Annotated in this window: 11 protein-coding genes and 2 tRNA genes; 12 read left to right on the forward strand and 1 reads right to left on the reverse strand. The window is 54.0% G+C overall.

Going from position 1 to position 14,025, the window contains the following annotated elements:
* Positions 1-60: 60 nt before the first annotated feature.
* The 4 genes from folP to ACTJI7_RS17150 all read left to right on the forward strand — a co-directional run bounded on the left by folP (position 61) and on the right by ACTJI7_RS17150 (position 2,891).
* Positions 61-909 (forward strand): dihydropteroate synthase, encoded by an 849-nt coding sequence (gene folP, locus ACTJI7_RS17135; RefSeq protein WP_014885377.1) that lies wholly within the window; start codon positions 61-63, stop codon positions 907-909.
* On the forward strand, positions 902-2,239 hold the full coding sequence (gene glmM / locus ACTJI7_RS17140) for a phosphoglucosamine mutase (protein ID WP_028014552.1): 1,338 nt from the start codon (positions 902-904) through the stop codon (positions 2,237-2,239). The genes folP and glmM overlap by 8 nt, the downstream gene beginning before the upstream one ends.
* Positions 2,240-2,462: 223 nt before the next feature.
* A complete protein-coding gene (gene secG, locus ACTJI7_RS17145) occupies positions 2,463-2,795 on the forward strand; it encodes a preprotein translocase subunit SecG (RefSeq protein WP_003861803.1) in 333 nt (110 codons plus the stop codon).
* 9 nt (positions 2,796-2,804) lie between these two features.
* Positions 2,805-2,891, forward strand: a tRNA-Leu gene (locus tag ACTJI7_RS17150).
* A gap of 179 nt (positions 2,892-3,070) precedes the next feature.
* Here the strand turns inward: ACTJI7_RS17150 and argG are convergent.
* Entirely contained in the window at positions 3,071-4,417 is a 1,347-nt protein-coding gene (argG, locus tag ACTJI7_RS17155) for an argininosuccinate synthase (RefSeq protein WP_028014551.1), read from the reverse strand.
* Between the two features lie 287 nt (positions 4,418-4,704).
* Here argG and ACTJI7_RS17160 point away from each other — a divergent pair.
* The 8 genes from ACTJI7_RS17160 (at position 4,705) to pnp (ending at position 13,945) form a co-directional block, all read left to right on the forward strand.
* Positions 4,705-4,781, forward strand: a tRNA-Met gene (locus ACTJI7_RS17160).
* A gap of 207 nt (positions 4,782-4,988) precedes the next feature.
* On the forward strand, positions 4,989-5,441 hold the full coding sequence (rimP, locus tag ACTJI7_RS17165) for a ribosome maturation factor RimP (protein WP_014833432.1): 453 nt from the start codon (positions 4,989-4,991) through the stop codon (positions 5,439-5,441).
* Positions 5,442-5,469: 28 nt separating this feature from the next.
* Positions 5,470-6,972, forward strand: a complete 1,503-nt coding sequence (gene nusA / locus ACTJI7_RS17170; RefSeq protein WP_014885374.1) for a transcription termination factor NusA — start codon at positions 5,470-5,472, stop codon at positions 6,970-6,972.
* A gap of 24 nt (positions 6,973-6,996) precedes the next feature.
* A complete protein-coding gene (gene infB, locus ACTJI7_RS17175) occupies positions 6,997-9,684 on the forward strand; it encodes a translation initiation factor IF-2 (protein ID WP_041907885.1) in 2,688 nt (895 codons plus the stop codon).
* Positions 9,685-9,785: 101 nt separating this feature from the next.
* A complete protein-coding gene (gene rbfA / locus ACTJI7_RS17180; protein ID WP_041907887.1) occupies positions 9,786-10,190 on the forward strand; it encodes a 30S ribosome-binding factor RbfA in 405 nt (134 codons plus the stop codon).
* Positions 10,190-11,140 carry a tRNA pseudouridine(55) synthase TruB gene (gene truB, locus ACTJI7_RS17185; RefSeq protein WP_192978567.1) on the forward strand — a complete coding sequence of 317 codons (951 nt, stop codon included), beginning with the start codon at positions 10,190-10,192 and terminating at the stop codon, positions 11,138-11,140. Before rbfA ends, truB begins: the two co-directional genes overlap by 1 nt.
* Positions 11,141-11,294: 154 nt before the next feature.
* Positions 11,295-11,564 carry a 30S ribosomal protein S15 gene (gene rpsO, locus ACTJI7_RS17190; RefSeq protein WP_003861789.1) on the forward strand — a complete coding sequence of 90 codons (270 nt, stop codon included), beginning with the start codon at positions 11,295-11,297 and terminating at the stop codon, positions 11,562-11,564.
* Positions 11,565-11,806: 242 nt separating this feature from the next.
* Positions 11,807-13,945 carry a polyribonucleotide nucleotidyltransferase gene (pnp, locus tag ACTJI7_RS17195; RefSeq protein ID WP_028014547.1) on the forward strand — a complete coding sequence of 713 codons (2,139 nt, stop codon included), beginning with the start codon at positions 11,807-11,809 and terminating at the stop codon, positions 13,943-13,945.
* Positions 13,946-14,025: the final 80 nt, after the last annotated feature.

Consider the following 14,025-nt stretch of genomic DNA (forward strand, 5'->3'; position numbering starts at 1 on the left):
TGGAGCTTGCTCCGGGGTTTTTCTTTTCCGTTAAACCACACTAAAACCAGGGATTTAACCATGAAACTCTTCGCCCAGGACTCGCATCTCGATCTTTCACATCCGCACGTGATGGGGATCCTGAATGTTACCCCTGACTCCTTCTCTGACGGCGGCACGCATAACACGCTTATCGACGCGGTTAAGCACGCAAATCTAATGATCAACGCGGGTGCCACCATCATAGATGTGGGCGGTGAATCGACGCGTCCCGGCGCGGCAGATGTTTCGGTGGAAGAAGAGCTGGCGCGCGTGGTGCCGGTGGTTGAGGCCATCGCGCAACGTTTCGAGGTGTGGATCTCCGTCGACACGTCCAAACCAGAAGTGATTCGTGAAGTGGCGAGAGTGGGTGCTCACATTATTAATGACATCCGCTCGCTGACCGAACCGGGTGCGATCGAGGCCGCTGCAGAAACCGGCCTGCCGGTATGCCTGATGCATATGCAGGGGCAACCGAAAACCATGCAGGAAGCGCCGAAGTATGATGATGTCTTTGCCGACGTGAATCGCTTCTTTATTGAGCATATTGAACGCTGTGAGCGTGCAGGCATCCCAAAAGAGAAATTGCTGCTCGACCCGGGGTTCGGTTTCGGTAAAAATCTCTCGCACAATTATGCGTTGCTTGCGCGCTTATCGGAATTTCATCACTTTGGTCTGCCACTGCTGGTGGGTATGTCGAGAAAGTCGATGATTGGCCAATTGCTGAATGTAGGACCGAGCGAGCGCCTGAGTGGCAGCCTGGCCTGCGCGGTAATTGCGGCGATGCAAGGCGCGCACATTATCCGTGTCCATGACGTCAAAGAAACAGTAGAAGCCATGCGTGTGGTGGAAGCCACACTGGCAGCGAAGGAAAACAAACGCTATGAGTAATCGTAAGTATTTTGGTACCGATGGTATCCGTGGGCGCGTAGGCGATGCTCCAATTACCCCTGATTTTGTTCTGAAGCTCGGCTGGGCTGCCGGCAAGGTGCTGGCGCGTCATGGCTCACGTAAGATCATTATTGGTAAAGATACCCGTATTTCGGGCTATATGCTGGAATCTGCGTTGGAAGCGGGTCTGGCAGCGGCAGGGCTTTCAGCCTCTTTTACTGGCCCAATGCCAACGCCTGCTGTTGCCTATCTTACGCGCACCTTCCGCGCGGAAGCGGGAATTGTGATTTCGGCGTCTCATAACCCGTTCTACGACAACGGCATCAAGTTCTTCTCCATTGACGGCACCAAGCTGCCGGACGAAGTGGAAGAGGCCATTGAAGCCGAAATGGAAAAAGAGATCACCTGTGTTGATTCCGCCGAGCTGGGTAAAGCGAACCGTATCGTCGATGCGGCGGGTCGTTATATCGAATTCTGCAAAGGCACCTTCCCGAACGAGCTGAGCCTGGCGCATCTCAAAATTGTGGTGGACTGTGCGAACGGTGCGACCTATCACATTGCGCCGAATGTCTTCCGCGAGCTGGGTGCGAAAGTGATCGCCATCGGCTGCGAGCCGGATGGTCTGAATATTAACGAAGAAGTCGGGGCGACGGACGTGCGCGCCCTGCAGGCGCGCGTGCTGGCGGAAAAAGCCGATCTGGGTATTGCCCTGGACGGCGACGGTGACCGCGTGATCATGGTTGACCACGAAGGTAATAAAGTCGACGGCGATCAGATCCTCTACATCATTGCCCGTGAAGGCCTGCGCCAGGGTCAGCTGCGCGGCGGCGCGGTTGGGACGCTGATGAGCAACATGGGTCTGGAGCTGGCGCTGAAACAGCTCGGTATTCCGTTCGTCCGCGCGAAAGTGGGCGACCGCTACGTGCTTGAAAAGCTGCAGGAGAAGGGCTGGCGCATTGGTGCTGAGAACTCCGGCCACGTGATCCTGCTCGACAAAACCACGACTGGCGACGGTATCGTAGCGGCGCTTCAGGTAGTTGCCGCGATGGCGCGCAACCATATGAGCCTGCACGATCTGTGCAGCGGGATGAAAATGTTCCCGCAGATCCTGGTGAACGTGCGTTTCACTGCGGGTAAAGGCGATCCGCTGGAAAATGACAACGTGAAAGCGGTAATGGCTGACGTTGAAGCGGCGCTGGGCAGCCGTGGACGCGTGCTGCTGCGTAAGTCCGGTACCGAACCACTGATCCGCGTGATGGTGGAAGGCGAAGACGAAGCGCAGGTCACCGAATTTGCGCACCGTATTGCGGATGCCGTAAAAGCTGCATAATCTTGCATGCTAAATGTTTAAAAAGGCGGCGTTTGCCGCCTTTGTTTTAAGCAATTAATGGCTTTTTGCTGTTTTTTTCCGCAGTTGATACAATGCGTCGAAAATGCCCTTGCGAAGGCCATTCGCTTTGGTTAGTATTCACACCCGCTTCAGTGGGAAACAAAAATCCTGCTAATTGGTCGAAGCATTGGTATGCGGCAAATCCGCAAGGAACAGGTTGATTATGTACGAAGCTCTTTTAGTTATTTTCCTTATTGTAGCCATCGCTCTCGTAGCGCTGATTATGCTGCAGCAAGGTAAAGGCGCTGATATGGGAGCCTCCTTCGGAGCAGGCGCTTCCGGTACGCTGTTCGGTTCAAGTGGTTCTGCGAACTTCATGACCCGCACGACGGCGATTCTGGCTACGCTGTTCTTCATCATCAGTCTGGTGCTGGGCAATATCAACAGCAACAAGACCAGCAAAGGAAGCGAGTGGGAAAATCTGAGCGCGCCAGCCAAAACTGAGCAGACTCAGCCAGCTGCACCGGCTAAGCCAACCAGCGATATCCCGCAGTAAGTATTCCGTACCGAGGTGGTGGAATTGGTAGACACGCTACCTTGAGGTGGTAGTGCCCTAACGGGCTTGTGGGTTCGAGTCCCATCCTCGGTACCAATATTCCAGAAAAAAGACGTCGCAAGACGTCTTTTTTTTCGTCTGTAGCTTTTGCCTTTCGTAGGCCCGTTAAGCGCAGCGCCACCGGGCAAAATAGCGGGTGGCGCTGCGCTTACCCGCCCTACAAAAGCCAAACAAAAAGGCGCCCATTGGGCGCCTTTTGCATGTTACATCAGCGATTACTTCTTATCGCTATTCTCCAGGTTTTCAACCTGCGGCAGGCCGTTACCGGAATTCGCGGAGAGCAGACCATTCTCAACGTAGTTGAACAGCTTCTCACGGGTATCGGTGATGTCCAGATTACGCATGGTCAACTGACCAATACGGTCGTCCGGAGAAAACACAGACTCACCTTTTTCCATGGTCAGACGCTCGGCTTTATAGGTCAGGTTGTCCGACACGGTGTTAAGAATGGAGTAGTCGTTACCACGACGCAGTTCCAGGGTCACTTCACCGGTGATCGCGCTCGCTACCCAACGCTGCAGCGCGTCACGCAGCATCAGCGCCTGCGGATCGAACCAGCGACCCTGATACAGCAGTTTGCCCAGTTGACGACCATGAGAATGATACTGCTCGATGGTGTCTTCGTTGTGAATACCGGTCAGCAGACGCTCGTAAGCGATGTGCAGCAGCGCCATCCCCGGAGCTTCATAGATACCGCGGCTTTTCGCTTCGATGATACGGTTTTCAATCTGATCGCTCATGCCCAGACCGTGACGACCGCCGATGCGGTTTGCTTCCAGCATCAGTTCAACGTCGTCAGAGAAGGTCTTACCGTTCAGGGCAACCGGATGACCACGTTCGAAACGCACGGTCACTTCTTCTGCCGGGATCTTCACGCTCTCGTCCCAGAACTTCACGCCCATGATTGGGTTAACGATCTTCACGCTGGAGTTCAGGAACTCCAGGTCCTTCGCTTCGTGCGTCGCGCCCAGCATGTTGGAGTCGGTAGAGTAGGCTTTCTCAACGGACATTTTGTAGTCAAAGCCGCAGGCAATCATAAACTCAGACATCTCATGACGACCACCCAGCTCGTCGATGAAGTCGGTATCGAGCCACGGCTTGTAGATCTGCAGCTCCGCGTTGGTCAGCAGGCCATAACGATAGAAACGTTCGATATCGTTGCCTTTATAGGTGCTGCCGTCACCCCAGATGTTTACGCCATCTTCTTTCATGGCGGCAACCAGCATGGTGCCGGTGACGGCACGACCCAGCGGGGTGGTGTTGAAATAGGTCAGGCCGCCCGTGGTGTTATGGAACGCACCGCACTGAATAGCGGCGATACCTTCAGCAACCAGTTGCTTACGGCAGTCAATCAGTCGCGCGTTTTCTGCGCCATACTCTTTAGCGCGACGAGGAATAGCATCGTAATCGTCCTCATCCGGCTGACCCAGGTTCGCAGTATATGCATACGGAACCGCTCCCTTCTGGCGCATCCACAGCAGTGCAGCGCTGGTATCCAGGCCGCCTGAGAAAGCGATGCCAATACGTTGTCCTACCGGAAGATGCTTGAGAATCGTCGTCATAGAATAAAACCCTGCTTGATTGACTGATTAGAGACCGCTTTCGTTCTCTTGTGCATTTTTATGCAAAATAAGTGAGTATTCATTTAATCATCTTTTATCGAATACCGGAAGAGACTCATGCGTTTTTTGTAAAAAATTTGGCCTGTTCTCTCTGGCGGAAGCTGGGTTGACAGGTGGGGTCAACTATCAATATACTAAACGCCGATTTTACGTCCCGTCTTCGGTACCAAATCCCAGCATTATTTGCAAATTCTGTCCAAAACGCGTAGAATTTGCCACGTTTCAGGCGCGGGGTGGAGCAGCCTGGTAGCTCGTCGGGCTCATAACCCGAAGGTCGTCGGTTCAAATCCGGCCCCCGCAACCACTTTCCCATAAAGTTCTTTTTCAAATATACTGTGAAGACTTAGAGCCTTCGTAGCTGGATTTGAAAAAATTCTTTCGGAGAGTGCTCCAGGCCACAGTTGTGGCTATAGGGTTCAGTTATCTAAAGCCCCGATTTATCGGGGTTTTTTGTTATCTGACTACAGAATAACTGGGCTTTACGCCCTTTTTTTATGTCTTGGGGGTGGGCTTGTCCACATTAGAGCAAAAATTAACAGAGATGATTACTGCACCGGTCGAAGCACTGGGCTACGAACTGGTCGGCATCGAATTCGTTCGCGGCCGTACATCGACGCTGCGCATCTATATTGATAGTGAAGATGGCATCAATGTTGATGATTGTGCTGATGTCAGCCACCAGGTGAGTGCGGTTCTTGATGTTGAAGACCCGATTACCGTTGCGTACAACCTGGAAGTTTCCTCACCTGGCCTGGATCGCCCGATGTTCACGGCCGAGCACTATGTGCGCTTTACCGGTGAAGAAGTGGCTCTCGTTCTGCGTATGGCCGTACAGAACCGCCGTAAATGGCAGGGAATTATCAAAGCCGTTGATGGTGAAATGATCACGGTAACAGTCGAAGGCAAAGATGAAGTGTTCGCGCTGAGTAATATCCAGAAGGCGAACCTGGTTCCCCACTTTTAACAGTCTGGATTGAGGTGAAAAGCCCGCGATGAACAAAGAAATTTTGGCTGTTGTTGAAGCCGTCTCCAACGAGAAATCACTGCCGCGTGAGAAAATTTTCGAAGCGCTGGAAAGTGCACTGGCTACAGCAACCAAGAAAAAATACGAACAAGAGATCGATGTTCGCGTAGAAATCGATCGTAAAAGCGGTGACTTCGATACATTCCGTCGTTGGGTAATCGTTGAAGAAGTGACCCAGCCGACCAAAGAGATCACCCTGGAAGCGGCACGTTTTGAAGACGAAAGTCTGAACGTGGGTGACTACGTTGAAGATCAGATTGAATCTGTGACCTTCGACCGTATCACCACCCAGACCGCTAAGCAGGTTATCGTGCAGAAAGTGCGCGAAGCCGAGCGCGCGCTGGTTGTCGATCAGTTCCGCGATCAGGAAGGCGAAATCATCACCGGCGTGGTGAAGAAAGTGAACCGTGACAACATCTCTCTGGAAATTAAATCCGAAGGGATGCCGGGCAACGCTGAAGCCGTGATCCTGCGTGAAGACATGCTGCCGCGTGAAAACTTCCGCCCGGGCGACCGTATTCGTGGTGTTCTGTACGCCGTGCGCCCTGAAGCGCGTGGAGCACAGCTGTTCGTGACCCGTTCTAAACCAGAAATGCTGGTTGAACTGTTCCGCATCGAAGTGCCGGAAATCGGCGAAGAAGTTATTGAGATCAAAGCAGCAGCTCGCGATCCAGGCTCTCGTGCGAAAATTGCGGTGAAAACCAACGACAAGCGTATCGACCCGGTCGGTGCTTGCGTCGGTATGCGCGGTGCGCGCGTTCAGGCGGTTTCTACCGAACTGGGCGGCGAGCGTATTGATATCGTTCTGTGGGACGACAACCCGGCGCAGTTCGTGATCAACGCAATGGCTCCGGCTGATGTCGCGTCTATCGTTGTTGACGAAGACAAACACACCATGGATATCGCTGTTGAAGCGGGCAACCTGGCGCAGGCGATTGGCCGTAACGGTCAGAACGTACGCCTGGCGTCACAGCTGAGCGGCTGGGAACTCAACGTCATGACCGTTGATGACCTGCAGGCTAAGCATCAGGCTGAAGCCCATGCGGCGATCGATACCTTCACCAAATACCTCGACATTGACGAAGACTTCGCCACTGTTCTGGTAGAAGAAGGTTTCTCTACGCTGGAAGAACTGGCCTATGTGCCAATGAAAGAGCTGCTGGAAATTGACGGTCTGGATGAGCCAACCGTTGAAGCCCTGCGTGAACGCGCTAAAAACGCACTGACCACCCTGGCACTGGCTCAGGAAGAAAGCCTTGGCGATAAGAAGCCGGCTGATGACCTGCTGAATCTGGAAGGTCTTGATCGTGCGATTGCGTTCAAGCTGGCTGCCCGTGGTGTTTGTACGCTGGAAGATCTCGCTGAGCAAGGCGTTGATGACCTGGCCGATATCGAAGGTTTAACCGACGAGAAAGCCGGCGAACTCATCATGGCCGCACGTAATATTTGCTGGTTCGGCGACGAAGCGTAATAAACTGTAGCAGGAAGGAACAGCATGACTGATGTAACTGTAAAATCGCTGGCTGCTGAGATTCAGACCTCCGTGGACCGCCTGGTACAGCAATTTGCTGATGCAGGGATCCCGAAGTCCGCTGATGACTCGGTGACCGCGCAAGAAAAACAAACCTTGTTAACGCACCTGAACCGCGAACACGGTTCTACGCCTGACAAGTTAACGCTGCAGCGCAAAACGCGCAGCACGTTAAACATTCCTGGTACCGGTGGCAAAAGCAAATCGGTACAAATTGAAGTCCGCAAGACGCGCACCTTTGTAAAACGTGATCCGCAAGAGGCAGAACGCCTTGCCGCGGAAGAGCAGGCACAGCGTGAAGCGGAAGAACAAGCTCAGCGTGAGGCGGAAGCAGCCGCCAAACGTGAAGCAGAATTAAAAGCTGAACGTGAGGCCGCAGAAAAAGCGAAACGCGACGCCAGTGATAAAGTGAAGCGTGACGCTGCGGAAAAAGACAAAGTGAGCAATCAACAGACAGACGAAATGACCAAAACCGCCCAGGCTGAAAAAGCCCGCCGTGAAAATGAAGCTGCCGAGCTGAAGCGTAAAGCGGAAGAAGAAGCCCGCCGTAAGCTGGAAGAAGAAGCTCGCCGCGTCGCTGAAGAAGCGCGCCGTATGGCAGAAGAAAACGAGAAGAATGGCGTGAATACCGCTGAACCGACTGAAGACACCAGCGACTATCACGTGACCACTTCTCAGCATGCGCGTCAGGCTGAAGATGATAACGACCGTGAAGTAGAAGGCGGCCGTGGCCGTGGTCGTAATGCAAAAGCCGCGCGTCCGGCTAAGAAAGGTAACAAACACGCTGAATCTAAAGCTGACCGCGAAGAAGCTCGTGCAGCGGTTCGCGGTGGTAAAGGCGGTAAGCGTAAAGGTTCTTCTCTGCAGCAGGGCTTCCAGAAGCCAGCTCAGGCGGTTAACCGTGACGTCGTGATTGGCGAAACCATCACCGTTGGCGATCTGGCGAACAAGATGGCGGTTAAAGGCTCTCAGGTCATCAAAGCGATGATGAAGCTGGGCGCAATGGCGACCATCAACCAGGTTATCGACCAGGAAACCGCACAGCTGGTTGCCGAAGAGATGGGCCACAAAGTTATCCTGCGTCGTGAAAACGAGCTGGAAGAAGCAGTAATGAGCGACCGTGACACTGGCGCTGCGGCTGAACCGCGTGCACCGGTTGTGACCATCATGGGTCACGTTGACCACGGTAAAACCTCTCTGCTCGACTACATTCGTTCTACGAAAGTTGCCTCCGGCGAAGCGGGTGGTATTACCCAGCACATCGGTGCTTACCACGTAGAAACTGAAAACGGCATGATCACTTTCCTGGATACCCCAGGCCACGCAGCGTTCACCTCAATGCGTGCTCGTGGTGCTCAGGCTACGGATATCGTTGTACTGGTTGTTGCAGCAGACGATGGCGTTATGCCACAGACCATTGAAGCTATCCAGCACGCGAAAGCGGCGCAGGTGCCTCTGGTTGTTGCGGTCAACAAAATCGATAAGCCAGAAGCCGATCTGGACCGCGTGAAGAACGAACTGTCTCAGTACGGCGTTATGCCGGAAGAGTGGGGCGGCGAAGCGCAGTTCATCCCTGTATCTGCAAAAGCGGGTACTGGTATCGACGACCTGCTGAACGCTATCCTGCTTCAGGCCGAAGTTCTGGAGCTGAAAGCCGTTCGTAAAGGTATGGCGAGCGGTGCGGTAATCGAATCCTTCCTGGATAAAGGTCGTGGTCCGGTTGCAACGGTTCTGGTTCGCGAAGGTACGCTGAACAAGGGCGACATCGTTCTGTGTGGCTTCGAATACGGTCGCGTTCGTGCGATGCGTAACGAACTGGGTCAGGAAGTGCTGGAAGCAGGTCCGTCCATTCCAGTGGAAATCCTGGGTCTGTCCGGTGTTCCGGCTGCCGGTGATGAAGTGACCGTTGTGCGTGACGAGAAGAAAGCGCGTGAAGTGGCACTGTATCGTCAGGGCAAATTCCGTGAAGTTAAGCTGGCGCGTCAGCAGAAATCTAAACTTGAGAACATGTTTGCGAACATGGCTGAAGGCGAAGTTCACGAAGTGAACGTCGTTCTGAAAGCGGACGTTCAGGGTTCTGTGGAAGCGATCTCCGACTCCTTGCTGAAACTGTCTACCGACGAAGTGAAAGTGAAGATCATCGGTTCTGGCGTAGGTGGTATCACCGAAACCGACGCAACCCTGGCTGCGGCATCCAACGCTATCCTGGTTGGCTTCAACGTGCGTGCTGATGCATCTGCTCGCCGCGTGATCGAAGCGGAAAGCCTGGATCTGCGCTACTACTCCGTCATCTATAACCTGATCGACGAAGTGAAAGCCGCGATGAGCGGTATGCTGTCTCCTGAGCTGAAACAGCAGATCATCGGTCTGGCTGAAGTGCGTGACGTGTTCAAATCACCGAAATTCGGTGCGATCGCGGGCTGTATGGTTACCGAAGGTACCATCAAGCGTCACAACCCAATCCGCGTACTGCGTGACAACGTGGTTATCTACGAAGGCGAGCTGGAATCCCTGCGCCGCTTCAAAGATGACGTTAACGAAGTCCGTAACGGCATGGAATGTGGTATCGGCGTTAAGAACTACAACGACGTTCGCGTTGGCGATATGATCGAAGTGTTCGAAATCATCGAGATCCAACGCAGCATCGACTAATCCTTAGGGATAAGTCCATATGTAGGCCGGGATCGCCTCGTGCCACCCGGCAATAATTTTAAAAGGGGCTTTTAGCCCCTTTTTTGTCTGGAGAATTTATTATGGCGAAAGAATTTGGTCGCCCACAGCGCGTGGCGCAGGAGATGCAGAAAGAGATCGCACTCATCCTGCAACGCGAAATCAAAGATCCGCGTATCGGTATGATGACCACCGTCTCTGGCGTGGAAATGTCTCGTGACCTGGCCTATGCCAAAGTGTTCGTGACCTTCCTGAACGATCAGGACGAAGCGGCGGTGAAGAACGGCATTAAAGCACTGCAGGAAGCCTCTGGTTTCATCCGCTCTCTGCTCGGCAAAGCGATGCGCCTGCGTATTGTTCCCGAGCTGACCTTCTTCTACGACAACTCGCTGGTCGAAGGTATGCGCATGTCCAACCTGGTGACCAGCGTGGTGAAACATGACGACGAACGTCGTGTTAACCCGACGGACGACAGCAAGGAGGACTGATGAGTCGTCCTCGTCGTCGCGGTCGCGACGTGCATGGCGTGCTGCTGCTGGATAAACCACAGGGTGCATCCAGCAACGACGTGCTGCAAAAAGTGAAGCGTATTTATAACGCTAACCGTGCGGGCCACACCGGCGCGCTGGATCCGCTGGCGACCGGCATGCTGCCGATTTGCCTGGGTGAAGCGACAAAGTTTTCCCAGTACCTGCTCGATTCCGATAAACGCTACCGCGTTATCGCTAAACTGGGCCAGCGTACGGATACTTCCGACGCGGATGGTCAGGTGGTGGAAGAGCGCCCGGTGACCTTCAGCGCCGAACAGCTTGATGCGACCCTGGAGAGCTTCCGCGGAGACACGATGCAGGTGCCGTCGATGTATTCGGCGCTGAAATATCAGGGCAAGAAGCTCTACGAATATGCGCGCCAGGGAATTGACGTCCCGCGCGAAGCGCGTCCGATAACCGTGTATGAGCTGCTGTTCATTCGCCACGAAGGTGACGAGCTGGAGCTGGAAGTCCACTGTTCGAAAGGGACCTATATTCGCACCATCATTGACGATCTCGGTGAAAAGCTGGGCTGCGGCGCGCATGTGATCTACCTGCGTCGTCTGGCGGTCAGTAAATATCCGGTGGAACGCATGGTGACGCTTGAGCAGCTGCGCGCGCTGGCTGAGCAGGCACAAGCGCAGGGAGTGGAACCAGCAGATTTGCTGGATCCACTGCTGATGCCAATGGACAGTCCGGCAGCGGACTTCCCGATCGTTAATCTTCCTTTAACATCGTCCGTTTACTTTAAAAACGGAAACCCGGTTCGTACGACGGATGCGCCGCTGGATGGACTGGTACGCGTGACGGAAGGTGACGAAGGGAAATTCATCGGTATGGGCGAAATGGACGGTGAAGGGCGCGTTGCGCCGCGTCGTCTGGTCGTCGAATATCCGGTCGACGCGTGACGGTGATTACGCCTCACCTTGCGATAAGCAGGGGAGACGAGTAGAATATCGCCGCTTAACGCCCGGTAAATTGTTTAACAATCTGCGGGGCGTACATGGGGTCGCTGAATTAGAGATCGGCACCCTTACATTTTTTATACTTTGGAGTTTGAAAATGTCTCTAAGCGTTGAAGCTAAAGCTAAAATCGTTTCTGAGTTTGGTCGTGGTACTAACGACAGCGGTTCTACCGAAGTTCAGGTTGCACTGCTGACTGCACAGATTAACCACCTGCAGGGTCACTTTGCAGAGCACAAAAAAGATCACCACAGCCGTCGTGGTCTGCTGCGCATGGTTTCTCAGCGTCGTAAACTGCTCGACTACCTGAAGCGTAAAGATGTTGCACGCTACACCGCGCTGATCGAGCGTCTGGGTCTGCGTCGCTAAGTCTTGCGAGTTTCAGAAAAGGGGGCCTGATGGCCCCTTTTTTCAACCAGACGGCAGCAATTCAATGGAAACTATTGTATTGTTGCTATAAATGATCTTCATTGCAGAGGTTCGCGCGGCTAATGAGAGGCTTCACCCATGGGGGTGTCGGTTGTCATTAGTCGCGAGGATGCGAAGAAGGTCGGGTTAAATCGACAGCACGCCGGCGGTGTGCTGTCATACATTTAAGAAAGGATAGAATTTTGCTGAATCCGATCGTTCGTAAATTCCAGTATGGTCAACATACCGTCACGCTGGAAACCGGCATGATGGCACGCCAGGCGACTGCTGCCGTTATGGTAAGCATGGATGACACCGCGGTATTCGTGACCGTTGTGGGCCAGAAAAAAGCTAAACCAGGTCAGGACTTCTTCCCGCTGACCGTTAACTACCAGGAGCGTACCTACGCTGCCGGTAAAATCCCGGGTGGCTTCTTCCGTCGTGAAGGCCGTCCAAGCGAAGGCGAAACCCTGATCGCGCGTCTGATTGACCGCCCGGTTCGTCCGCTGTTCCCGGAAGGCTTCGTTAACGAAGTGCAGGTTATTGCGACCGTTGTTTCCGTTAACCCACAGGTTAACCCGGACATCGTTGCGATGATCGGTGCCTCCGCTGCCCTGTCACTGTCTGGTATTCCATTCAATGGCCCAATCGGTGCCGCGCGCGTCGGTTACATCAATGACCAGTACGTGCTGAACCCAACTCAGGAAGAGCTGAAAGAGAGTAAGCTGGACCTGGTTGTTGCCGGTACTGAAGCGGCTGTGCTGATGGTTGAATCCGAAGCTGAACTGCTGAGCGAAGACCAGATGCTGGGCGCTGTGGTGTTCGGTCACGAGCAGCAGCAGATTGTTATCCAGAACATCAACGACCTGGTGAAAGAAGCCGGTAAGCCACGTTGGGACTGGCAGCCAGAAGCAGCAAACGACGCGCTGAACGCACGCGTTGCGGCATTGGCAGAATCTCGCCTGAGCGACGCTTACCGCATCACCGACAAACAGGAGCGTTACGCTCAGGTTGACGCGATCAAATCTGAAGTAACCGCGACCCTGGTTGCCGAAGACGAAACGCTGGACGCTAACGAAATTGGCGAAATTCTGCACGCTATCGAGAAAAACGTTGTTCGTAGCCGCGTACTGGCAGGCGAGCCGCGTATCGATGGCCGTGAAAAAGACATGATTCGTGGTCTGGACGTACGCACTGGCGTACTGCCGCGTACTCACGGTTCTGCGCTGTTCACCCGTGGTGAAACGCAGGCGCTGGTTACCGCAACCCTGGGTACCGCACGTGACGCGCAGATCATCGATGAACTGATGGGCGAGCGTACTGACAACTTCCTGTTCCACTACAACTTCCCTCCGTACTCTGTGGGCGAAACCGGTATGGTTGGCTCACCGAAGCGTCGTGAAATTGGTCACGGTCGTCTGGCGAAGCGCGGCGTGCTGGCAGTGATGCCGGAAGCTGACAAATTCCCGTACACCGTTCGCGTGGTTTCTGAAATCACCGAATCCAACGGTTCTTCTTCCATGGCTTCCGTATGTGGTGCCTCTCTGGCGCTGATGGATGCGGGCGTGCCGATCAAAGCCGCCGTTGCGGGTATCGCAATGGGTCTGGTGAAAGAAGGCGACAACTTCGTTGTTCTGTCTGACATTCTGGGTGACGAAGACCACCTGGGCGATATGGACTTCAAAGTAGCGGGTTCCCGCGACGGTATCTCTGCCCTGCAGATGGATATCAAAATTGAAGGTATCACCAAGGAGATCATGCAGGTTGCTCTGAACCAGGCTAAAGGTGCGCGTCTGCACATCCTGGGCGTGATGGAACAGGCTATCAACGCGCCACGCGGTGATATCTCTGAATTCGCTCCGCGTATTCACACCATCAAGATCAATCCAGACAAGATCAAAGATGTTATCGGTAAGGGCGGTTCTGTTATCCGCGCGCTGACCGAAGAGACCGGCACCACCATCGAAATCGAAGATGACGGTACTGTGAAGATCGCAGCAACCGACGGCGAGAAAGCGAAATTCGCTATCCGTCGCATCGAAGAAATCACTGCTGAAATCGAAGTGGGCCGCGTCTACGCGGGTAAAGTGACCCGTATCGTTGACTTTGGTGCGTTCGTTGCCATCGGTGGCGGTAAAGAAGGTCTGGTTCACATCTCTCAGATCGCTGACAAGCGCGTTGAGAAAGTGACCGATTACCTGCAGATGGGTCAGGAAGTGCCGGTTAAGGTTCTGGAAGTTGACCGTCAGGGCCGTATCCGTCTGAGCATTAAAGAAGCAACCGAGCAGTCTCAACCTGCTGCGGCACCGGAAGCTCCGGCTGCTGAACAGCAAGGCGAGTAAGTTGCCATTTGCCCTCCGCTTTGCGGAGGGCCTGTTATCAGGCAGGACGCCTTGTTAAGCCGCCGGGGGACAGGACGTTC

Source organism: Enterobacter sp. 22499 (assembly GCF_052044815.1).
GTDB classification, from domain to species: domain Bacteria; phylum Pseudomonadota; class Gammaproteobacteria; order Enterobacterales; family Enterobacteriaceae; genus Enterobacter; species Enterobacter bugandensis.

Excerpts from the sequence above, each read along its gene's own strand:
- glmM (WP_028014552.1), top strand. The coding sequence starts at position 902 with ATGAGTAATCGTAAGTATTTTGGTACCGATGGTATCCGTGGGCGCGTA.
- infB (WP_041907885.1), top strand. The coding sequence starts at position 6,997 with ATGACTGATGTAACTGTAAAATCGCTGGCTGCTGAGATTCAGACCTCC.
- nusA (WP_014885374.1), top strand. The coding sequence starts at position 5,470 with ATGAACAAAGAAATTTTGGCTGTTGTTGAAGCCGTCTCCAACGAGAAA.
- rpsO (WP_003861789.1), top strand. The coding sequence starts at position 11,295 with ATGTCTCTAAGCGTTGAAGCTAAAGCTAAAATCGTTTCTGAGTTTGGT.
- folP (WP_014885377.1), top strand. The coding sequence starts at position 61 with ATGAAACTCTTCGCCCAGGACTCGCATCTCGATCTTTCACATCCGCAC.
- secG (WP_003861803.1), top strand. The coding sequence starts at position 2,463 with ATGTACGAAGCTCTTTTAGTTATTTTCCTTATTGTAGCCATCGCTCTC.
- argG (WP_028014551.1), bottom strand. The coding sequence starts at position 4,417 with ATGACGACGATTCTCAAGCATCTTCCGGTAGGACAACGTATTGGCATC.
- truB (WP_192978567.1), top strand. The coding sequence starts at position 10,190 with ATGAGTCGTCCTCGTCGTCGCGGTCGCGACGTGCATGGCGTGCTGCTG.
- rbfA (WP_041907887.1), top strand. The coding sequence starts at position 9,786 with ATGGCGAAAGAATTTGGTCGCCCACAGCGCGTGGCGCAGGAGATGCAG.